Genomic DNA, 20569 nt, shown 5'->3' with positions numbered 1-20569 from the left:
AAACCACAAAGGGTTTACGACATGCTCAAACGGATTCTGACGCAATGCGCCGCCGGCCTGGCGATGATGGCCGCCGCGGGCGTCGCGGCGCACGCCGCCGACCTGACGGGGGCGGGCGCCTCCTTCCCCTATCCGATCTACGCCAAGTGGGCGGCCAAGTACCAGGAAGTCACCGGCAACCGCGTCAACTACCAGTCCATCGGCTCGGGCGGCGGCCAGCAGCAGATCATCGCCAAGACGGTCGATTTCGGCGCTTCGGACGATCCGATGAAGCCGGAGGACCTGGAAAAGAACGGCCTGGTCCAGTTCCCCGCCGTCATCGGCGGCACCGTGCCGGTCGTCAACGTCGAAGGCATCAAGGAAGGCCAGCTCAAGCTGACCGGTCCGGTGCTGGCGGACATCTTCTTGGGCAAGATCAAGAAGTGGAACGATCCGGCGATCGCCGACCTGAACAAGGACCTGAAGCTGCCCGCCAAGGGCATCGTGGTGGTGCACCGCTCGGACGGCTCGGGCACGACCTTCGGCTGGACCAACTACCTGTCCCAGGTGTCTCCCGCCTGGAAGGAACAGGTCGGCCAGGGCAAGGCGGTCAAGTGGCCCACCGGGCAGGGCGGCAAGGGCAACGAAGGCGTGGCCGCCTACGTGCGCCAGCTGGCCAACTCCATCGGCTACGTGGAATACGCCTACGCGCATCAGAACGGCCTGGCCTGGGCGCAACTGCAGAACCGCGAAGGCCGGTTCGTGCAGCCCTCGCAGCAGGCGTTCGCGGCGGCGGCTTCGCACGCCGACTGGGATTCGGCGCCGGGCATGGGCCTGGTCCTGAACAACGAGCCGGGCGCGGATTCGTGGCCGGTCACGGCGGCGACCTTCATCCTGGTGCACGGCAAGCAGGCCGACCCCAAGCGCGCCCATGAAGTCCTGGCCTTCTTCGACTGGGCCTGGCGCGAAGGCGGCACCATGGCCAGCGAACTGGACTACGTGCCGCTGCCCGACGACGTGACCGCCAAGATCCGCGGCGTCTGGGCCGAGAAGGTGCGCGGCGAAGACGGCTCGGCCGTCTGGAAGTAAGCTCGAAGTCACTCCCGCGGGCGGCGCGCCGCCGCCCCGCCTGTGGGAAAATAGCGGTTTTCGAATTCCGATGCGGATCCCCGGCATCGCCGGGGATCCTGTCGTCACGGATGAATCCCTTATGGCCAATACGCAGCGCAGCCTTCTGGTGGATGCCGGCTTCCGGCACCTGACCCGCCTGTTTGCGTTCTTCGTCTTCATTCTGCTGGCCGGGATCCTGGCGTCCCTGGTCTACGGCAGCCGGGATTCCCTGGCCGAATACGGCCTGCCGTTCCTGTGGACCAACGACTGGGATCCCGTGCGCCACAGCTACGGCGCGCTGGTGCCGATGCTGGGCACGGTGATCAGCGCCTTTCTCGCGCTGCTGATCGCGGTGCCGGTGTCCTTCGGCATCGCCATGTTCCTGACCGAACTGGCCCCCGTCTGGCTGCGCCGTCCGCTGGGCGTGGCGATCGAGATGCTGGCCGCGATCCCGTCCATCATCTACGGCATGTGGGGCCTGTTCGTATTCGTGCCCCTGTTCCAGGAATACGTCCAGCCGCACCTGGTGGACTTCTTCGAGGGCATTCCGGTGCTGGAGCACCTGTTCGGCGGACCGCCGATGGGAATCGGCCTGTTCACGGCGGGCCTGATCCTGTCCATCATGATCATCCCCTTCATCGCGGCGGTGATGCGCGACGTGTTCGAGCAGGTTCCGCCCATGCTCAAGGAATCCGCCTACGGCCTGGGCAGCACCACCTGGGAAGTCGTCTGGAAGATCATGCTGCCCTATACCAAGCACGGCGTCATCGGCGGCATCATGCTGGGCCTGGGCCGCGCGCTGGGCGAGACCATGGCGGTCACCTTCGTGATCGGCAACGCCTTCAACCTGCCTTCCTCGATCTTCTCGCCCTCCAACTCCATCGCCTCGGCCCTGGCCAACGAATTCAACGAGGCCGGCGGCCTGCAGAAATCGGCCCTGCTGGAACTGGGCCTGATCCTGTTCCTGATCACGACCGTGGTGCTGGCCCTGTCGAAGTTCATGCTGCTGAAACTGGCGCGCAAAGAAGGCACGAAACACTGATGGCCCTCTCCGATTCCTCCATCGCCCTCGGCAATCCCGTCTACCGGCGCCGGCGCCTGTTCAACCGCGTGATGCTGACGCTTTCGGGCCTGACCCTGGGCTCGGGCCTGTTCTGGCTCGCCTGGATCATCCTCACGCTGTTGCTCAAGGGCGGTTCCGCCCTGTCCCTGACGCTGTTCTGGGAAAGCACGCCGCCGCCCGGGGCCGACGGCGGCCTGCTGAACGCCATCGTCGGCAGCGTGCTGATGTCGGCCGTGGGCACGCTGATCGGCACGCCCATCGGCGTGCTGGCGGGCACCTACCTGGCCGAATACGGCCGCCGCGGCTGGCTGGCGCCGGCCACGCGCTTCCTGAACGACGTGCTGCTGTCGGCGCCGTCCATCATCATCGGCCTGTTCATCTATGCCATCTACGTGGCGCAGGTCGGCCATTATTCCGGCTGGGCGGGGGCGTTCGCGCTGGCCATCCTGGTCATCCCGGTGGTGGTCAGGGCCACGGACAACATGCTGTCCCTGGTGCCCAACAGCCTGCGCGAGGCCGCCGCCGCCCTGGGATGCCCGCAATGGCGCGTCGTCGTCTTCATCTGCTACCGGGCCGCGCGCTCGGGCATCCTCACCGGCATCCTGCTGGCCGTGGCCCGCATCGCCGGGGAAACCGCGCCGCTGCTCTTCACCGCCCTGAACAACCAGTTCATGTCGCTGAACATGAACGCCCCCATCGCCAACCTGCCCGTGGTGATCTTCCAGTACGCCGCCAGTCCCTTCGAGGACTGGAACCGGCTGGCCTGGGCGGGCGCCGCGCTGATCACCCTGCTGGTGCTGGGGATCAACATCGCCGCGCGCAGCCTGTTTCGCAAATAATCGATTCCGACCATGACCCTGCATCCGTCCGCCGCCCGAGAACGCACGAAACTGGCCGTGCGCAACCTGAACTTCTACTACGGCGGCTTCCACGCCCTGCGCGACATCAACATGGACATCGCGGAAAACAAGGTCACGGCCTTCATCGGCCCGTCCGGCTGCGGGAAGTCCACGCTGTTGCGCACCTTCAACCGCATGTTCGAGCTCTATCCGGGCCAGCGCGCCGAAGGCGTCATCGAGCTGGACGGCGAGGACCTGCTTAATTCCCGGCTGGACATTTCCCTGATCCGCGCCAAGGTCGGCATGGTGTTCCAGAAGCCCACGCCGTTTCCCATGAGCATCTACGACAACATCGCCTTCGGCGTGCGGCTGTTCGAGCGCCTGAGCAAGGGCGAGATGGACGAGCGCGTGGAATGGGCCCTGACCAAGGCGGCCCTGTGGAACGAGGTCAAGGACAAGCTCGGGCAGAGCGGCCACGGCCTGTCCGGCGGGCAGCAGCAGCGCCTGTGCATCGCGCGCGGCGTGGCGATCAAGCCCGAGGTCCTGCTGCTGGACGAGCCGTGCTCCGCCCTGGACCCGATCTCCACGGCCAAGATCGAGGAACTGATCGCGGAACTGAAGTCCGACTACACCGTGGTCATCGTCACCCACAACATGCAGCAGGCGGCGCGCTGTTCCGACTACACCGCCTACATGTATCTGGGCGAGCTGATGGAATTCGGCCCCACCGACCAGGTCTTCATCAAGCCCGCCCGCAAGGAAACCGAGGACTACATCACGGGAAGATTTGGATGAGATCGGACTCAGGATGGTCCCTGCGGACCATCCTGAGCCGATCGAATCCGAGCGGCTTGCAAGCCGCGAGGTGGAGAGCTGCTACGGCTTGAGATCATCATGCCGCGCCCGCAATACTCCCCGCTGCACCTTGCCCGTGGTCGTCATGGGCAGGCTGTCCATGAATTCGATCAGCCGCGGGTATTCGTGCGCGGCGACCTTGCGGCGCACGTGGTCCTGGATGTCCGCGACCAGCGCGGCGTCGCCCGTGTAGCCTTCGTTCAGCACGATGCAGGCCTTGACGATTTCCGTGCGCTGCGGGTCGGGCACCCCGATCACCGCCGCCAGGCGCACGGCGGGATGGCCCAGCAGGCAGTCCTCGATCGGCCCCGGGCCGATGCGGTAGCCGGCGCTGGTGATCACGTCGTCGCCCCGGCCCTTGAACCAGAGATAGCCGTCCTCGTCGCACACGCCCCGGTCGCCCGTCACCAGCCAGTCGCCGATGAAGGCGCGGGCGGTGGCTTCCGGGTTTTGCCAGTATTGCAGGAACATCACCGGGTCGGGCCGGCGCACGGCGATGTGGCCTTCGACCCCGGGCGGCCGGACCTGGCCGGCCTCGTCGATGATGCGGACTTCGTGGCCCGGCACCGGCCGCCCCATGGCGCCGATGCGGGGCTCGAACAGGGCGGCGCAGGACGAGACGATCATGTTGCACTCGGTCTGGCCGTAGAACTCGTTGATGGTCACGCCCAGCGCCCGGCGGCCCCAGTCGATCAGCTGCGGCCCCAGGGATTCGCCGCCGCTGGCCACCGAGGCCAGGTCCAGGCGGCCGTGGCGTTCGGGATCCTGCAGCGTGCGCAGCATCTTCAGGGCCGTGGGCGGCAGGAAGGTGTGGCTGACCTTGTGCCTGGACATCAGTTGCCAGGCGACGGCGGCGTCGAACTTCGCGAAGCGGCAGGCCAGCACGGCCACGCCGTGGTGCCAGGACGGCATCAGGACGTCCAGCAGGCCGCCGATCCAGGCCCAGTCGGCCGGAGTCCACATCAGGGTGGCGCGCTCGGGAAAGAAATTGTGGGACATCTCCACCCCCGGCAGGTGGCCGAGCAGTACCCGGTGGGCGTGCAGCGCGCCCTTGGGCTTGCCGGTGGTGCCCGAGGTGTAGATGATGATCGCCGGATCGTCGGCGGCGGTGTCCGCGGGCGTGAAGCCCAGGCTGTCCTGCGATTCGATCGCCTCCCAGAACGAGGCGTCTCCGGCATCCGCGTCCACGTCCAGCACGCAGCCCAGTTCCGGCAGGTCCTGGCGGATCGCGGCGATCTTGCCCAGGCCCTCGGTGTGCGTGATCAGTGCGCGGGCGCCCGAATCGCCCAGGCGATATCGCAGGGCGTCGGTGCCGAACAGCGTGAACAGGGGCACGGCGATGGCGCCCAGCTTGTACGCGGCCAGGTGGGCCAGCGCCGTTTCCAGCGATTGCGGCAGCAGGATGCCCACCCGGTCGCCCCGGGACACGCCCCGGGCGCGCAGCGCCAGCGCCAGCCGGTCGGACCAGAGCTTGAGCTGGTCGAAGGTATGGCGTTGCGCCGTGGCGTCCCCGCGATCCACGACCAGGGCCAGGCGGCCGCTGCCGTCGGCCCAGCGGTCGCAGACGTCCACCCCGATGTTGTAGCGCTCCGGCACCGCCCAGGTGAATGCATCGCGGGTTTGCCGGTAGTCGCCTTGCGCGTGCAGCATGTTGTCTCCTCGTCTTTTGTCTTCTCTTTGCCCGCCCCGCGACGCCGGCGGGGCATGGGAATCATGGTACAGCGGCGCACATCCGCCTGCCAGGCCGCGCCATTCATTCCGGGTTCATGCGCTTCCTGATATCGTAGGGCCCATCGATCGAACGAGGAGTCTGCCATGCGTCGCCGAGACATGCTGGCGGGCGCGCTGGCCCTGGGGCTTTGGGCCGGGGGCGCCGGGGCGCACAACCACGACCGGGACATGGCCGAACGGCTCCAGGCCCTGGGAGAAGTCCTGCCGCTGCAGGACGTCCTGGCGCGGGTGGCGCGCGACTATCCGGGCCAGGTCCTGAAGGTCGAGTTCGAACGGGAAGACGACGATGACGACTGCGGCGCGTGCCGCGGCCGCTGGATCTATGAATTGAAGCTGCTGCAGGACCAGGGCCGGCTGACCAAGCTGAAGATCGACGCCCGCACGGGCGAGACGCTGTGGGTGGGCACGAGGCCGCTGCGCCGCGAAGGAGGGCATCCATGAGGCTGCTGGTCGTCGAGGACGAGCCGCTGCTGGCTTCGCAGCTGAAGACGGCGCTGGAGAAATCCGGCTATGTGGTCGACGTGGCCGCCGACGGCCTGGACGCCGAGCACCAGGGGCTGGTCGAACCCTATGACCTGGTGGTGCTGGACCTGGGCCTGCCCGGACGCGACGGCCTGTCGGTGCTGCGGGCCTGGCGCGAGGCGGGGCGGGCGATGCCCGTGCTGATCCTGACGGCGCGCGACAACTGGCACGACAAGGTGGCGGGCATCGACGCGGGCGCCGACGACTATCTGACCAAGCCCTTCCACCAGGAAGAACTCGAGGCCCGCGTGCGCGCGCTGCTGCGCCGCGCCGGCGGGCACGCCACGGCCGACATCCGCTGCGGGCCGCTGCTGCTGGACACGCGCCAGTCGCGCATCCTGCTGGACGGCGCGCCGCTGGAGCTGACCAGCCACGAATACCGGGTGCTGGCCTACCTGCTGATGCACCAGGACGAGGTCGTGTCCCGCGGCCAGCTGGTGGAGCACATCTATGCCCAGGATTTCGACCGCGATTCGAACACCATCGAGGTCTTCGTCGCCCGCCTGCGGCGCAAGATCCCGCCGGGCCTGATCCAGACGGTGCGCGGCCTGGGCTACCGCCTGTCGGCCGACCCGCGATGACGGCGCCGCATCCGTCGCTGCGCCTGCGCCTGCTGGTCGTCACTCTGACCTGGACGCTGCTGAGCGTGGCGCTGGCCGGCTGGGGCATCCAGCGCCTGTTCCGCCAGCACATCCAGGCCCAGCTGCAGTCCGAGCTGAACATCCACCTGGACCAGTTGACCGCCTCGCTGCAGGTCGATGGCCAGGGCCAGGTATCCCTGGCCGCCCAGCCGACCGATCCGCGTTTCGGCCATCCGTTCTCCGGCCTGTACTGGCAGATCTCGGTGCCTTCGTCGGGATCGCGGTTCGCCCAGCTGCTGCGCTCGCGGTCCCTGTGGGACGCGCATCTGCCGTATCCGGCCGGCGATCTGACTCCGGGCAGCGACACGGAAACGCAGGCGCCCGGCCCGGGCGGAAAACCGCTGCGGATGCGGCTGCGCGAGGTCCATCCCGCCGAAGGCCCGATCGATACGCTGATCCTGGCGGTGGCCGCGGACGAGGCCCTGTGGGCCGAACCCGTCGGCCGCTTCGACCGCATGCTGGCCGTGGCCCTGGGCATCCTGGCGCTGGGCATGGGGGTGGCCGCCTGGATGCAGGTCGGCTTCGGCCTGCGGCCCCTGGCGCGGCTGCGCGAGCGCCTGGCTGCCCTGCGCGAGGGCCGCGCGGACCGGATCGAAGGCGAATTCCCCATGGAAGTCCAGCCGCTGGTCGAGGATTTCAACCTGGTGCTGGGCCGCAACGCGGAGGGCCTGGAGCGGGCGCGCATGCAGGCCGGCAACCTGGCGCACGCCCTGAAGACGCCGCTGGCGGTCATGGCCAACGCCGCGCGGGCGGGGGATCCGGCGCTGCCGCGCCTGGTGGCCGAGCAGGTCGAGGCCGCCCGGCGGCAGGTGGACTATCACCTGGCCCGCGCCCGGGCCGCGGCGGCGGTGCGCGTGACCGGCCTGCGCAGCCCGATCCTGCCCTTGCTGCAAGGCCTGGTGCGGGTCATGGAGCGCGTCCACGCCGAGCGCGGGCTGGTCTACGACCTGAGCGGCGTGCCCGGCGAGCTGGCGTTTCGCGGCGAGGCCCAGGATTTCCAGGAAATGCTGGGCAACGTACTGGACAACGCCGGAAAATGGGCGCGCCGGCAGGTGTGCGTCACCGCCCGCCGCACGGACGGCGAGCTGTCGATCCAGGTGGAGGACGACGGCCCGGGCCTGAGTTCCGAGCGCGCCGAGATGGTCTTCGAGCGCGGCAGGCGGGCCGACGAGCGCACGCCCGGCTCGGGGTTGGGGCTGGGGATCGTGCGCGACCTGGCCGACCTGTACGGTGGATGGGCGCGGATCGAGGCCGGCGACCTGGGCGGCGCGCGGGTGGTGATCACCCTGCCGGCCGCCTAGGTCTTTTCAGGCGGGGGTCAGTTCCAGCGGCCGTTGCGGCCGCCCAGGCTGTAGGCGCCCGCGCCGAACAGGGTGATGGCGATGCCGCCGACCAGGAACAGGCCCTGCAGTTCCAGCGCCCAGCCGCCGCTCTTGCCCAGTTCGAACAGCTGGTGCATGTGGACCAGGCCGAAGACGAACAGCATGTTGACCACGACGATCAGGCCGCCGAGGCGGGAGAACACGCCCAGGATGATCAGGATCGGGGCCAGGACTTCGCCGATGTAGACGCCGTAGGCCACGAAGCCGGGCAGGCCGCGCTGGCCCAGCATGTCCACGAGCCAGCCCACGCCGCCGTCCAGCTTGGACAGGCCGTGCAGCAGCAGCAGGATGCCCAGGCCCAGGCGCAGGATCAGCTTGCCCAGATCGTCGTACGTGGAAGAAGACATGGGATTTCCTCGTTCGTAGTTGGTCGGGGCGACATGATTCGAACATGCGACCCTCTGCTCCCAAAGCAGATGCGCTACCAGGCTGCGCTACGCCCCGACTGGACCGCAGATTCTACCATGGGGTGTAGGGGCAAAATCGCCTAGCCGGGCAGGCGCAGCTCCGGCAGCGTGTGGGCGCGATGGCGGTAGGCCCAGGTGGGCCACAGGGCGTGGGCCAGGGCGATGCGGCCGAGTTCCGGGTCCGGCTCCAGCGGCGCGTAGCCGTCCGGCGCGGCGTAGCGGTAGAAATGCGCGGGCTGGTGGGGCTCCAGCACCGCCAGGGTGTCGCCCCGCAGGTAGCCGTAGTGCTCCTCGTACTGCATCATGGCGCGGCCGCCCGCGTCCGCGCGCGTCAGGTCGTGGCCGATCATGGGGTGGGCGTCGTCGACGCCGATCAGCGACAGCAGGGTCGGCGGCAGGTCGATCTGGCTGACGATGCGTTCGTCGCGGCGCGCCTCGACGCCCGCGCCCAGGATCAGAGCGGGGATGTGGAAGTGGCGCAGCGGAATGCGCTGGGCGCCGCCGACGCGCGCGTCGTGGTCGGCCACGATCAGGAAGACCGTGTCGTTCCAGTAGGCGCTGGCGCGCGCCTGCTCGAAGAAGCGGCCGATGGCCCAGTCCGCGTAGCGCACGGTGTTCTCGACCGTGGCGGGGTCGCCCTCGACCGGGATGCGGCCGGACGGGTATTCCCAGGGCGTGTGGTTGCTGACGGAGAAGGCCAGGTGCAGGGTGGGCTGATCGCCGCCCTGCGACAGCAGCGCGTGCAGCTTGTCGAACATGTCCTCGTCGCTGGCGCCCCAGGTGCCGACGAAGGCCGGCGATTCGAAGGTTGGCAGGTCGTGCAGCTCGTCGAAGCCGTTGCCCAGAAAGAAGCTCTTCATGTTGTCGAAGTGGGCTTCGCCGCCGTAGATGAAGCGCGAGCGGTAGCCGTGCCGCTTCAGCAGCTGGGCCAGGGTGAAGAACCGGCTCTGGGCGTCGCCCAGGCGCAGGGCGGCGTCCGACAGGGTGGGGGGGAAGCCCGCCGTGACGGCCTCCAGGCCGCGCACCGAGCGGGTGCCGGTGGCGTAGGCGCGGGTGAAGTTCCAGCCCTCGGCCGCCAGGGCGTCCAGGCGGGGCGTCAGTCCCGCGCCGTCCAGGTTGCCCACGTACTGGGCGCCCAGGCTTTCCTCGACGATCAGCACCAGGTTGCGGGGCCGCGCGGGCCGCTGGCTGGCGGGCTGGCGGTGCAGGGTGGGGATCTCGGCCGGGCCGGGCGGGATGCCGGCCTGCTCCTGGATGATCGCGTGCAGTTCGGGATCGGGCAGGTCGCCGTAGACGTCGGCCGCCGAGCGTTCGTTCTTGATGGCGTACAGGGCGAACAGCACGTTGTACAGGGACGTCAGGGGCAGGGTGTTGAGCAGGCTGTCGCCGCACCAGGCCGCCGAGGCCGGATTGATCGGGCGGTGGCCCAGCGTGCCCCGGATGGCCAGCGCGATGGCGGCGGCGAAGATCAGCGTGACCAGCACGCGCCAGGGCCAGGCGGGCAGGGCATCGGGCCGGGCCCCGGCGAACAGCGCATGGCCCAGCCAGGCGGCCAGGCCCAGGCTCAGCGCGGCGGCCAGCAGGACGGGCTTGTAGCCCTTCCACAGCATGCCGAAGACTTCCTTGGGGTATTTCAGGTATTCGATGTACAGGCGGTTGGGGCGGCTGTCGTATTCCTGGATGAACTGGGGCGTGGATACCTCCAGCAGCACGAACAGCAGCCAGGCGGCCTGCAGCCACAGCCCGGTCAGGAAGATGGCGGCGGGGCGGTCGCCCAGCCAGGGCGCCAGCAGCAGCGGGATCCCGGCCCACATGGCGATCTGGTTCAGGTCGATGCGCAGTCCCCAGCGGAAGATCGGCCAGGGGCCGCCGGCCGCCCGGACCCGGGGCCACAGCCAGGCGGTCAGCAGAGCGCGGCTGAGGGTCAGCAGCGCCAGGGACGCGAGGACGAAAACCCCGATCTGGGTGAGCATGGGATGGGTTCCTCAGGGCACCAGCGCGATGCCGATGCGCACTTGCGGACCGGATTTCTGGTCGTAGCCCAGCAGCGTCTCGCCGTAGCCCCGGAAATACTGCACGTACAGGTGGCCGTTCATGTGCAGGAAGGTCCGCTTCAGGGGCCAGGCGGCTTCGAGCTGGGTGGCGTTGCGCCCGCTCGCGCCCTGGCGGTACAGGCCCGACAGGATCAGGCCGTCGTCCTGCGCCCAGCGCAGTTTCCAGTCCACGTAGCCCATGTAGTCCCGGTAGCCCATGTCGTAGTCGGTCCAGACGTAGTACTTGAAGCGCGGCTGGAAGCTGAGCGTGCTGCCGCCGTCGAAGCGGTAGTTGACTTCCGGCTGGACGTAGAGGTCGTTCAGCGACCGGGAATCCTCGTCCTCCTTGCCGTTGGACTTGTGCTCGAAGCCCGTGTTCAACCCCAGGGACCAGCGCTTGTCGCCGGTGGACCAGATCGAGTCGCGCGCCCAGAACAGGCTGGGGTTGTAGGTGGTGTCTACAAAGGGGATGGAGTCCGAGTGCAGGTCCCACAGGGCGGTCTGGGTGTAGCCGAAATACCAGTTGTCCATGAAGTCCGGCCGGGCGGGATCCTTCGGGCTGAACAGGCGATATTTGAAGCTGACCTGGAAGCGGGCGTCGGCGCCGTCGCGGTTGCCCACCGCGAAGTAGATCGGCTCGTAGGAGGAAATCGCGTTGCGGAACGTGTCGAAGGGGGACAGGCCGCTGGCGGGCGCCGGGGCGGCCGCGGAGGCCGTGTCGGCCGGCGGGACGAAGGCCGCGCCCGTCTCGGCGCTCGCCGCGACCCGCGTGCCGTGCAGGCTGCCCGCATCCACTTGCAGCGCCAGCAGGGTGTCGGCCGCGCCGTCCAGGCGCAGGGTCAGCAGGCCGCGCGCGCCCTCCGGCACCCGGCCGCTCCAGGCCATGCGGGTGAAGGTGTTGGCGGGCAGGTCGATGGCGTCGGGCGAGGTCCGCAGCTGGAAATGCGCGGGCGTGGCGTGCCCCTGGGCGTCCACCCACTGTCCGCTCAGTTCGCGGGCGACCGGGCTGGAGAGCGCCGTGCCGGTGTCGTTCGTCAGCAGGCCTTCCAGTTCGATCGGGCCGCCCGGACTGGCCTGCGGGCTGGTCAGGCGGTAGGTCAGGCCCGCGTGGGCGGTGCCGGCCGCCAGGCAGAGGCAGCCGATGGCGAGGAAAAAGGCGTGGCGCAAGCCTGTGTAGTGGAAACAAGGCATGATGTTGAAACCAAAGGCAAGGTCGTGCCCGGAACTTTAGCATTTGCGGCCGGGGCGCACGTTTCCTGGTGTGTCCGTGCGGTTCCCCGGGACTGCACGGCCTGCGGGCGGCCTTCGGCCTGGAAAAGGCCGCCCTAGCGGGTGGCGACGATGAACAGCCTGGGCACGGGCAGCAGCACCGAGCCGTCCGCCTGGGCCGGGTAGGCCCGGGCCAGTTCGTCGCGGTACTGCGCCAGGAAGCGCGCCTGTTCGGCGGCGTCCAGCCGCGCCAGGAAGGGGCGCAGGGCGCTGCCCTTGAACCAGGCCACGATGCCGTCCACGCCGTCGGGCAGCACGTGCCAGTACCGGGTGCGCCAGATGTCCACGCGCGCGCACCGCGGCTTGAGCAGGTCGTAGTACCAGGGGACGGGGTGGCTGGGGAAGCGGGTGCTGCGCTCGTCGCCGATGCGGTCCGACCAGCGGGGATCGGCGGCCGTCTTGCGCATCAGGGTCTTGACGGGATCGTCCTGGTTGTCGGGCATCTGGATGGCCAGGCTGCCGCCGGGCGCGAGGAAGCCGGCCAGTCTCGGAAACAGGGCGGCATGATCCGGGATCCATTGCAGCGAGGCGTTGGCCAGGATGAGATCGAAGGGGGCGTCGGGCGTCCAGGCGGCGATGTCGGCCTGCAGGAAATCGATGTCCGGCAAGCGTTTCCGGGCGGCTTCCAACATTTCGGCGGAACTGTCCAGGGCGACGACGCGGGCGTCCGGATGGCGCGCCCGCAGGACTTCGGTCGAATTGCCCGGGCCGCAGCCCAGGTCGGCCAGCCGGGCGGGGTCGCGCGTCGGGACCGCCGCCAGCAGGTCCCTGACCGGCCGGGTGCGTTCGGCCTCGAACATCGTGTATTGGGTTGCCGACCAGGCCATGCGCTGTCCTCCCGTGGGATCCGAAGTCCGCCGCCTCGCGCCGTGCGACCGGCGGTGGCCCGCCCTACTGGATTCGAACCAGTGACCTACGGCTTAGAAGGCCGTTGCTCTATCCGGCTGAGCTAAGGGCGGTCGGGTGTCGCGCCGGCGGGTCCGGGCACGATCGCGGGCGGCGCGGCGGCGTCGGACGTCCGCGAATCCTGGATTCTAACGTGCATTCCAGGCGTCGGTGTTTTCCCTGAGGGATCGAGGGATCGGGGCGCCTGTAAGGCCCTCGTAAGGTCGGGTTTCTATCTTGCACTGCATCATACGACCCATCAGGAGACAGACATGGGAGACAAGCAGACACAAGCCATCGTGTCGAACCCGAAATACCAGCATCTGCGGCGTACGCGACTGCGTTACGGCTGGACGCTGGCCGTGATCATGCTGCTGGTGTATTACAGCTTCATCGGCGTGATCGCGTTCGACAAGGAACTGTTCGCCCTGAAACTGGGCGAAGGCGTCATGACCTGGGGGATCCCGGTCGGCTTCGGCGTCATCGTGTTCAGCGTGCTGATCACCGGGCTGTACGTGCGCCGCGCCAACAGCGAATTCGACCGCCTAACCCGCGAAATCGTCCAGGAGGCCGGACAATGATGAACCGCATGACCTTACGCGCGCTGGGCGCGCTGGCCCTGGCGGCCCTGGCCTCGACCGCGCAGGCCGCGGGCGGCGACCTGGGCGAGCTGCAGCGGCAGCCCACCAACTGGACCGCCATCGCGATGTTCGGCCTGTTCGTGCTCCTGACCCTGTGGATCACGAAATGGGCCGCGGCCCGGACCCGTTCCGCCGCCGACTTCTACACCGCCGGCGGGGGCATCACCGGCTTCCAGAACGGCCTGGCGATCGCCGGGGACTACATGTCGGCCGCCTCGTTCCTGGGGATTTCCGCCGCCGTGATGATCAACGGCTACGATGGCCTGATCTATTCCATCGGCTTCCTGGTGGGCTGGCCCATCCTGACCTTCCTGATGGCCGAACGCCTGCGCAACCTGGGCAAGTTCACCTTCGCCGACGTGGCGGCCTACCGCTTCAGGCAGGGACCGATCCGCGCCTTCGCGGCCTCGGGCACCCTGGTGGTGGTGGCGTTCTACCTGATCGCCCAGATGGTCGGCGCCGGCCAGCTCATCAAGCTGCTGTTCGGCCTGGAGTACTGGATCGCCGTGGTCGTGGTCGGCGTGCTGATGATGGTCTACGTGCTGTTCGGCGGCATGACGGCCACCACCTGGGTGCAGATCATCAAGGCGGCCCTGCTGCTGGGCGGCGCGACCTTCATGGCCCTGATGGTGCTGGCGCACTACGGCTTCTCGCCCGAGCGCCTGTTCGCCGCCGCGGTGGAGGTCAAGACGCTGGCCGCCCTGAACGCCGGCAAGGACGCCGCCCAGGCCGGCGTGCTGGGACAGTCGATCATGGGGCCGGGCAACTTCATCAAGGATCCGATCAGCGCGATCTCCTTCGGCATGGCGCTGATGTTCGGCACCGCCGGCCTGCCGCACATCCTGATGCGCTTCTTCACCGTGCCCGATGCGCGCGAGGCCCGCAAGTCCGTGTTCTGGGCCACGTCCTGGATCGGCTACTTCTACGTCCTGACCTTCATCATCGGCTTCGGCGCGATCGTGCTGGTGTCAACCAATCCGCAGTTCCTGGACGCGGCCGGCGCCCTGATCGGCGGGGGCAACATGGCGGCGGTGCACCTGGCCGACGCCGTGGGCGGCAACGTGTTCCTGGGCTTCATGTCGGCCGTGGCCTTCGCCACGATCCTGGCGGTGGTGGCCGGCCTGACGCTGTCGGGCACTTCGGCGGTGTCGCACGACATCTATGCGACCCTGGTCAAGGACGGCAATGCCACCCGCGAACAGGAAATGAAGGTCGCCAAGATCACCACGGTCATCCTCGGGATCGTCGCCGTGGTGCTGGGCATCGCCTTCGAGAAGCAGAACATCGCCTTCATGGTGTCGCTGGCCTTCGCCGTGGCGGCGTCGGCGAACTTCCCGGTGCTGTTCATGTCGGTGCTGTGGAAGGGCTGCACCACGCGCGGCGCCATGATCGGCGGCTTTGCCGGCCTGATCAGCGCCGTGGTCCTGACGGTGGTGTCGCCGTCCGTCTGGGAGGCCACGCTGGGCAATCCGGCCGGCTCGGCCTGGTTCCCCTACGCGTCCCCGGCGCTGTTTTCCATGACGATCGGTTTCGTGTCGATCTGGCTGTTCTCGGTGACGGACCGCAGCGAACGCGCCCGTATCGACCGGGCCGGCTTCGAGGCCCAGACCGTGCGCAGCGAAACCGGGATCGGGGCATCCGCCGCCAGCGCGCATTGATCCCGCGATGAACGGCGGCCGGCCAGGCCGCCGCCATGCGACCCGACCCGTGGCCGGCAGGCGCTGCCTGCGGCGATTTCCGGGTGCTCTCCACCCCGGTGGCCGTGATCCGGCCGCCGGGGTGTTTCTTTTGGTTCCCGGGCGCGCGGCTCCGGCCGCAGGCCAGGGCGCGGACCGGACCGTGGACCGGGCCGTGGACCGCCTGACAATCAGTACCAAAACGGTGCACAATGGAAAGCGACCCTTTTTGCCGCCGGACTGTCCCACGGCAAAAAAGCGCCCCTTCATTACGTTTTTCCTGGACCTCTCTCACCATGACACAACGCCTGAACTACTACCAGGCCTCGCCCGAGGCCGCCCGCAAATACGGCGAATTCAGCCAACTGCTGCACGCCAATCCCTTCCTGGCCGAAATCGGCCACCTGGTCACTCTGCGGGCCTCGCAGATCAACGGCTGCGCCTTCTGCGTGGACATGCACGTCAAGGAAGCCAAGATCGCCGGCGAGCGCGAACTGCGCCTGCACCACGTCGCCGTGTGGCGCGAATCGCCCCTGTTCACGGCCAAGGAAAAGGCCATCCTGGAATGGACCGAGGCCCTGACGCGGCTGTCGCCCGAAGGCGTGCCCGACGAACTGTTCCAGCGGGTGCGCGAACAGCTGTCGGAAAAGGAACTGGCCGACCTGAGCTTCCTGGTCGTGGGCATCAATGGCTGGAACCGCCTGGGGGTGGCTTTCCGTGCGGTGCCCGGCTCGTCCGACGCCCTGTTCGGGCTGGACAAGGCGGGCCTGAGCTGAGCGCTTGCCCGGGGTCGGCCGTGGCTGCCGGACCGGTCTTGCCTTCCGGGCCGATCGCCGCTTCCTGGCCGATCTCTTGCCCCGGGCTCGCCGCGCCTCCGGCCGGTCCATCCATGAACGCGGCGGGCCGCCGCCCAGCCTGGACCAGGATCGCTTCCAGTTCGCGCGCCGTCGTCAGCAGGCGCCGCAGGGTCTGGTAGTTGAACGCGCGTATCCGCTCGTCGATGCGCCCGGGGAGCAGGATCCACCCGCGCCCCCGCTGTTCGATATAGCCGGCGTCCCGCAGTCCGAGGAGCTTGCGGCGGATGGTTTCCCGGGGCAGCCGGGAAACCACCGTCAGGTCCCGCAGGCGGACGGGCTGGGGTTCCTTGCGGGAAGGGACGGCGTCCCCGCCCGCTCCGCCCGGCGTCATCAGCCGGGCCAGCCCCAGGTGGGACACCAGCCCGAGGAGGACCAGGGATTCGGCGTCCATGTCGAGTTCGCGCATCGATCGCAGCAAGTGGTCGATGAAGTGCCGGTTCATGACGAAGCTGAGGGCGGCGAAGGCCCTGTCGTAGCGGGGGTCGCGCGCCGTCCGCCCATTTTGGGCGGAATCGCCGTCCTCCGGCGTCACGGCGGCGCGGCTTTCGGATAAGGTGGGCGGGAGTCTTTCACGAGAGGAAGTCATGACGGCACACATTTCTGTATCTGACTGGAAGCTGGCCGGGTTCTCCGGGGCTTTCGTGGCGACGACCGCCTGGCTGGAGTGGCGGCACCTGGAGTCCATGCCGATGACCCACGATAGCATCTCGATGCCCGTCGAGTCGGCCATGGGGCTGGCGGTGGTGGCCGCCGTGGTGATCGCCTTGCTCCTGAGCCTGTCGCGGTTCCTGACGCATTTCCGCCGCTACCGGGGCTGGACGGCGGCGACGCCGGGCGCCGCGCTGCGCGCCGGGCTGCGGCTGGGCGGGCGCAATGCGTTCACGGCGCTGTGCATCCTGGTGTCGGCGGGCGTCTTCTGGCAGCGCTGGGCGGGTTCCACGGAGCTGTCCCCGGAACTGGCGGCCCTGGTCGTCGCGGGGGTGGGCGGCCTGGCGGCCCTGGCCGCGGCGGCCTCCGCCCGCCGCGCGCACGAGCGGTTCATCCTGCAGGCGGTGCCCCATCGCCCCCTGGTGCCGGCCTGAGCCCCGCTCAGGCGGGTTCCCGGGCCTTCTGCGACCGTTGCAGCGCCTGGGCCAGGTCGGCCTTCAGGTCGTCGACGTGCTCCACGCCGACCGACATGCGGATGAAGTTCGGTTCGATGCCGGCGGCCCGCATGTCGGCCTCGGTCATGGAGCTGGCCCACATGGAAGCGGTATGCACCGCCAGGGTCTCGACCCCGCCCAGGCTGACCGCCTGGGTGGCCAGTCTCAGCGCGGTCACGAAGCGCTGCGTGGCGGCGTAGCCGCCCTTGATCGAATACGCCACCACCGCGCCGAAACCGCGCATCTGGCGGGCCGCCAGGGCATGTTGCGGGTGGCTTTCGAGGCCGGGATAGAAGACCCGCTCGATTTCCGGGCGGGTTTCCAGCCAGCGCGCCAGCGCCAGGGCGTTGGCGTTGATGCGCTCCATGCGCAGCGACAGTGTGCGCAGCCCGCGCAGCAGCAGCCAGGCGTCCATGGGCGAGAGCACCGCGCCCAGGGTGACGTGCATCTTCCAGATGGTCTCGGCCAGCGCGTCGCTGCAGCAGATGGCGCCCGCCATCAGGTCGTGGTGGCCGCCCAGGTACTTGGTGGCGCTGTGCACCACGATGTCGATGCCCAGGTCGTGGGGGCGCTGGTTCAGCGGCGAGGCGAAGGTGTTGTCGGCCACGGTCAGGATGCCGCGCGGCCGGGCGATGTCGGCCACCGCCGCCAGGTCCGTGATGGACAGGCTGGGGTTCACCGGCGTTTCCACCATGATCAGCTTCGTGTCCGGGCGCAGCGCGGCGCGCAGGCTGTCCGGGTCCGTCTGGTCGAAGAAGCTGACCTGCACGCCGTAGCGGGTGAGGACTTCCGAGAACAGCTTGGACGTGCTCATGTAGTGGCGCTGCTGGGCCACGACGTGGTCGCCGGCCTTCAGCAGCGCCAGGATGGTGGTGCAGATGGCGCCCATGCCCGAACCCGTCAGCAGGGCGCTTTCGGTGCCTTCCAGGCCGGCGAGGATGGCCTCGACGCGCTTGTTCACCGGGTTGCCGTGGCGCGTGTAGAAGGTCGCCGGCCGCACGGTGGTGGCCATCTCCGAGAACTGCTCGGCGGTTTCGGCGCGGAAGGTGGCACTGTAGTGGATCGGCGAAACCACGTCGGCCCCGTGGCCGCAGCCGGCGTCGCCGTGCAGCACCAGGGTCTGTTCGCGCCAGGACGCGTCGGGGGAATCGGGCCGGGAGGGGTTCATGGAGCGGGCTCCTGCGCAAGAATGAGGACAGGCGCCCATCATACGCCCGGGGCGCGGGGTCCCGGGGCCCTTGGGGATTCAGAGGTACGGACTGGCCAGCCAGATGATCCGGTTGCGCAGCCGCTTCAGGTAGGGCATGGCGTTCAGGGATTCCAGGGTCACGCGCTCGGACTGCTCGATGGCCGCGTCGATGCGCCGTCCGATCTGTCCGGCCAGGGCGCGGTCGTAGATTTCCATGTCCAGCTCGAAATTCAGCCGCAGGCTGCGGGGGTCCAGGTTCGACGAGCCCGCGTAGGACCAGGCGTCGTCGATGGTGAGCAGCTTGGAGTGGTCGAAATTTCCGCGGCTGCGCCAGACGCGGCAGCCGCCTTCGATGATTTCGGCGAGCTGGGCGGTCATGGCGTAGTTCACCAGGCGCAGGTTGTTGCGCCCGGGGATCACGATGTCGACCTGGATGCCGCGCCGCGCCGCCGTGTTCAGCGCGCCGATCAGGACCTGGTCGGGCAGGAAGTAGGGCGACTGGATGCGCACGTGGCGCTGGGCCACGGCCAGGGCGCCCAGCAGCACGCGGTGCGTGGCCGCCATGTAGCGGTCGGGGCCGCTGCGGATGCAGCGCGCCGGGACCCGGGGGGGAGGTGCCAGCGGGGTGATCCGGACCCAGTCCTCGATGCGCAGGCGTTCGCTGGTGGCGAATTCCCAGTCGTTGGCGAAGACGGCGAACAGCTGGGTCGCCAGCGGACCCTCGATGCGGAAGTGCGTGTCGCTGTCGGCCCGCTTTCCCGCCAGGGACGCCATGAAGCTTTCGCGGATGTTCATGCCGCCCATGAAGCCCAGGTGGCCGTCGACGAACAGGATCTTGCGGTGGCTGCGCAGGTTGGCGTAGGCCGAGCGCAGGCCCAGCGGATTGGTCATGAAGCGGTCGGCGCGGATGCCGTTGCGCTGCAGCAGGCGCAGGATGGGCGGGTGGGAATAGCGCGCGCCGACGGCGTCGATCAGCACCCGGATCTCGACGCCGCGCTCCTGGGCGCGCCGCAGGGCGTCGGCGAAGCGCAGGCCGATGCGGTCGTGGTCGAAGATGTAGCTTTGCAGCGCGATGCAATGATGGGCTTCGTCGATGGCCCGCAGCATGGCCGGATAGGCCTGGTCGCCGCCGTCGAGCAGGGTGACGTGGTTGCCGTCCTGCAATGGAAACCGGCTGACCTGGTCGCACAGGACGCGCAGCGAGTCGAATTGCGGGCCGGACACCGGCCCGACGTCGCCGAAGGCGGGGTGCGCGCTGTTGACGTAGTCCTTGATCAGGCGGCTGCGCTGGACGGACATCTGGTCGTGGCGGATGCGGTTGATGCCCGCGACCAGGTACAGGAAGGCGCCCAAGAACGGCGACATCAGGATGACGCCGACCCAGGCGATCGCCGCGCGCACGTCGTTCTTCTGCATGGCGGCCTGGGCCGCGACGACCAGGCTGAAGGCCAGCGACAGCAGGGCGGCCAGGTGCGGCCAGTATTCGTGCAGGAAGTCGGTGAGGACGCTCATGGGCGGGACGTGTCGCCGGGGCCGGCCGGGTGCGGCGGAATGCTGGACGTGTCTTCCGCGCCCGGCCGGCGGCGCAGGGAATCGAACCAGTCCGGATTGGGCCAGCCGGCCCCGGCGTATTGCTGGTTGCGGGAATTCGAGCGCCAGACGCCGCCGCCGATGCCGGGCACGGGTTCGGTGCGGTACCAGTACCAGCGCCCGTCCGCGTCCTGCGCGGACCAGTCCCAGCCTTCGGGGGCCAGGGACCAGTCGGGGGGCTGGGGCGCCGGGGTCGTGTCGGGAGGCGTGTCCATGCTGCGTTCCGGAGTGGGCCCGGGCGCGGGGCCGGGCCGTCAGTCGGCTGTGATCAGGTTCTGCCGAATCTTGTCATACCCCAGGTTGAAAAGAAAGCCGTAGGGCAGGTAGAACAGCACGAAGCCGATGTCCAGCAGCAGGGCGTGCCAGATGGAGATGTCCAGCCACCAGGCGACGAAGGGAATGGCGATCACGATCAGGCCGCCCTCGAAGCCGAAGGCGTGCGCCACCCGGACGCCGTAGGTGCGGTCGAAGCCGATGCGCGCCTGCAGGCGGTCGAACAGCCAGTTGTAGAGCATGTTCCAGAGCACCGCGATCGTGGCGATGACGGCGGTGAGCACGCCCATGTCGAAGATGCCGCGCCCGGTGATCCAGGCGGCCAGGGGGGCGGAGATGCCGATGGCGAGGAGCTCGAACGCCAGCGCGTGAAAGACGCGTTCGGACAACGGGCGGTCGTGGATGTGCATGGGAAGGCGGTTCGCTGCGGCGGTGTCGTCACCGCGTGGATGCGATCGGACGGGGCCGTCCCCGCCAGTCCGGGA

General features: G+C 68.8%; 21 protein-coding genes and 2 tRNA genes. 11 read left to right on the top strand and 12 right to left on the bottom strand.

The window, feature by feature from the left end; all coding sequences use genetic code 11:
- Positions 1 to 21 precede the first annotated feature (21 nt).
- The 4 genes from pstS to pstB all read left to right on the top strand — a co-directional run bounded on the left by pstS (position 22) and on the right by pstB (position 3786).
- A complete protein-coding gene (gene pstS / locus ACFO27_RS02405) occupies positions 22 to 1068 on the top strand; it encodes a phosphate ABC transporter substrate-binding protein PstS (RefSeq protein WP_376815838.1) in 1047 nt (348 codons plus the stop codon).
- A gap of 121 nt (positions 1069 to 1189) precedes the next feature.
- The gene (gene pstC / locus ACFO27_RS02400) at positions 1190 to 2131 is read left to right on the top strand and encodes a phosphate ABC transporter permease subunit PstC (protein ID WP_376815837.1); all 942 of its coding nucleotides are present in this window, start codon (positions 1190 to 1192) and stop codon (positions 2129 to 2131) included.
- A complete protein-coding gene (gene pstA, locus ACFO27_RS02395) occupies positions 2131 to 2991 on the top strand; it encodes a phosphate ABC transporter permease PstA (RefSeq protein WP_376815836.1) in 861 nt (286 codons plus the stop codon). The genes pstC and pstA overlap by 1 nt, the downstream gene beginning before the upstream one ends.
- Before the next feature lie 12 nt (positions 2992 to 3003).
- Positions 3004 to 3786: a phosphate ABC transporter ATP-binding protein PstB gene (gene pstB / locus ACFO27_RS02390; protein ID WP_323024473.1), complete on the top strand. Its 783-nt coding sequence runs from the start codon at positions 3004 to 3006 to the stop codon at positions 3784 to 3786.
- Positions 3787 to 3867: 81 nt separating this feature from the next.
- On the opposite strand, the gene ACFO27_RS02385 is transcribed toward pstB, so the two are convergent.
- Positions 3868 to 5496, bottom strand: a complete 1629-nt coding sequence (locus ACFO27_RS02385; RefSeq protein WP_376815835.1) for an acyl-CoA synthetase — start codon at positions 5494 to 5496, stop codon at positions 3868 to 3870.
- Positions 5497 to 5661: 165 nt separating this feature from the next.
- On the opposite strand from ACFO27_RS02385, the gene ACFO27_RS02380 reads away from it, so the two are divergent.
- The 3 genes from ACFO27_RS02380 to ACFO27_RS02370 are packed head-to-tail and all read left to right on the top strand — an operon-like array spanning position 5662 to position 8041.
- Positions 5662 to 6018: a PepSY domain-containing protein gene (locus ACFO27_RS02380; protein ID WP_376815834.1), complete on the top strand. Its 357-nt coding sequence runs from the start codon at positions 5662 to 5664 to the stop codon at positions 6016 to 6018.
- Positions 6015 to 6680 carry a response regulator transcription factor gene (locus ACFO27_RS02375; RefSeq protein ID WP_376815833.1) on the top strand — a complete coding sequence of 222 codons (666 nt, stop codon included), beginning with the start codon at positions 6015 to 6017 and terminating at the stop codon, positions 6678 to 6680. Before ACFO27_RS02380 ends, ACFO27_RS02375 begins: the two co-directional genes overlap by 4 nt.
- Complete coding sequence (locus tag ACFO27_RS02370; protein ID WP_376815832.1) at positions 6677 to 8041, top strand: ATP-binding protein; 1365 nt, start codon at positions 6677 to 6679, stop codon at positions 8039 to 8041. The genes ACFO27_RS02375 and ACFO27_RS02370 overlap by 4 nt, the downstream gene beginning before the upstream one ends.
- 17 nt (positions 8042 to 8058) lie before the next feature.
- Here ACFO27_RS02370 and ACFO27_RS02365 read toward each other — a convergent pair whose 3' ends face one another.
- The 6 genes from ACFO27_RS02365 to ACFO27_RS02340 form a co-directional block, all read right to left on the bottom strand.
- Positions 8059 to 8469 carry a DoxX family protein gene (locus ACFO27_RS02365; protein WP_376815831.1) on the bottom strand — a complete coding sequence of 137 codons (411 nt, stop codon included), beginning with the start codon at positions 8467 to 8469 and terminating at the stop codon, positions 8059 to 8061.
- Between the two features lie 20 nt (positions 8470 to 8489).
- Positions 8490 to 8566 (bottom strand) — tRNA-Pro (locus ACFO27_RS02360).
- A 43-nt stretch (positions 8567 to 8609) separates the two neighbouring features.
- The gene (locus ACFO27_RS02355; protein WP_376815830.1) at positions 8610 to 10502 is read right to left on the bottom strand and encodes an LTA synthase family protein; all 1893 of its coding nucleotides are present in this window, start codon (positions 10500 to 10502) and stop codon (positions 8610 to 8612) included.
- Between the two features lie 12 nt (positions 10503 to 10514).
- Positions 10515 to 11753: a phospholipase A gene (locus ACFO27_RS02350; protein ID WP_376815829.1), complete on the bottom strand. Its 1239-nt coding sequence runs from the start codon at positions 11751 to 11753 to the stop codon at positions 10515 to 10517.
- Between the two features lie 134 nt (positions 11754 to 11887).
- Entirely contained in the window at positions 11888 to 12658 is a 771-nt protein-coding gene (gene tam, locus ACFO27_RS02345; RefSeq protein ID WP_376815828.1) for a trans-aconitate 2-methyltransferase, read from the bottom strand.
- Positions 12659 to 12713: 55 nt separating this feature from the next.
- Positions 12714 to 12790: transfer RNA gene (locus ACFO27_RS02340), tRNA-Arg, on the bottom strand.
- A gap of 198 nt (positions 12791 to 12988) precedes the next feature.
- Here ACFO27_RS02340 and ACFO27_RS02335 point away from each other — a divergent pair.
- From ACFO27_RS02335 to ACFO27_RS02325, 3 genes are all read left to right on the top strand, one after another.
- Positions 12989 to 13297 carry a DUF485 domain-containing protein gene (locus ACFO27_RS02335; protein WP_376815827.1) on the top strand — a complete coding sequence of 103 codons (309 nt, stop codon included), beginning with the start codon at positions 12989 to 12991 and terminating at the stop codon, positions 13295 to 13297.
- On the top strand, positions 13297 to 15015 hold the full coding sequence (locus ACFO27_RS02330) for a cation acetate symporter (protein ID WP_376816387.1): 1719 nt from the start codon (positions 13297 to 13299) through the stop codon (positions 15013 to 15015). Before ACFO27_RS02335 ends, ACFO27_RS02330 begins: the two co-directional genes overlap by 1 nt.
- A 314-nt stretch (positions 15016 to 15329) precedes the next feature.
- A complete protein-coding gene (locus ACFO27_RS02325; protein WP_376815826.1) occupies positions 15330 to 15809 on the top strand; it encodes a carboxymuconolactone decarboxylase family protein in 480 nt (159 codons plus the stop codon).
- Here the strand turns inward: ACFO27_RS02325 and ACFO27_RS02320 are convergent.
- Positions 15718 to 16476: a hypothetical protein gene (locus tag ACFO27_RS02320; protein WP_376815825.1), complete on the bottom strand. Its 759-nt coding sequence runs from the start codon at positions 16474 to 16476 to the stop codon at positions 15718 to 15720. The genes ACFO27_RS02325 and ACFO27_RS02320 overlap by 92 nt on opposite strands.
- Between ACFO27_RS02320 and ACFO27_RS02315 the strand changes: the two genes are divergently transcribed.
- The gene (locus tag ACFO27_RS02315; RefSeq protein ID WP_376815824.1) at positions 16475 to 16972 is read left to right on the top strand and encodes a hypothetical protein; all 498 of its coding nucleotides are present in this window, start codon (positions 16475 to 16477) and stop codon (positions 16970 to 16972) included. The genes ACFO27_RS02320 and ACFO27_RS02315 overlap by 2 nt on opposite strands.
- Positions 16973 to 16979: 7 nt before the next feature.
- Here ACFO27_RS02315 and ACFO27_RS02310 read toward each other — a convergent pair whose 3' ends face one another.
- The 4 genes from ACFO27_RS02310 to ACFO27_RS02295 form a co-directional block, all read right to left on the bottom strand.
- Positions 16980 to 18200, bottom strand: a complete 1221-nt coding sequence (locus tag ACFO27_RS02310; RefSeq protein WP_376815823.1) for a trans-sulfuration enzyme family protein — start codon at positions 18198 to 18200, stop codon at positions 16980 to 16982.
- Positions 18201 to 18278: 78 nt separating this feature from the next.
- A complete protein-coding gene (locus ACFO27_RS02305; protein WP_376815822.1) occupies positions 18279 to 19733 on the bottom strand; it encodes a phospholipase D-like domain-containing protein in 1455 nt (484 codons plus the stop codon).
- Positions 19730 to 20026 (bottom strand): hypothetical protein, encoded by a 297-nt coding sequence (locus ACFO27_RS02300; protein WP_376815821.1) that lies wholly within the window; start codon positions 20024 to 20026, stop codon positions 19730 to 19732. The genes ACFO27_RS02305 and ACFO27_RS02300 overlap by 4 nt, the downstream gene beginning before the upstream one ends.
- Positions 20027 to 20065: 39 nt before the next feature.
- Positions 20066 to 20494: a multidrug/biocide efflux PACE transporter gene (locus ACFO27_RS02295; RefSeq protein WP_376815820.1), complete on the bottom strand. Its 429-nt coding sequence runs from the start codon at positions 20492 to 20494 to the stop codon at positions 20066 to 20068.
- Between the last annotated feature and the right edge of the window lie 75 nt (positions 20495 to 20569).

It is taken from the genome of Castellaniella denitrificans (assembly GCF_042653765.1).
Taxonomy (GTDB): Bacteria; Pseudomonadota; Gammaproteobacteria; order Burkholderiales; family Burkholderiaceae_B; genus Castellaniella; species Castellaniella denitrificans.
The sequence above is the reverse complement of the archived record's forward strand: the minus strand, read 5'-3'. Positions and strand labels throughout refer to the sequence as shown.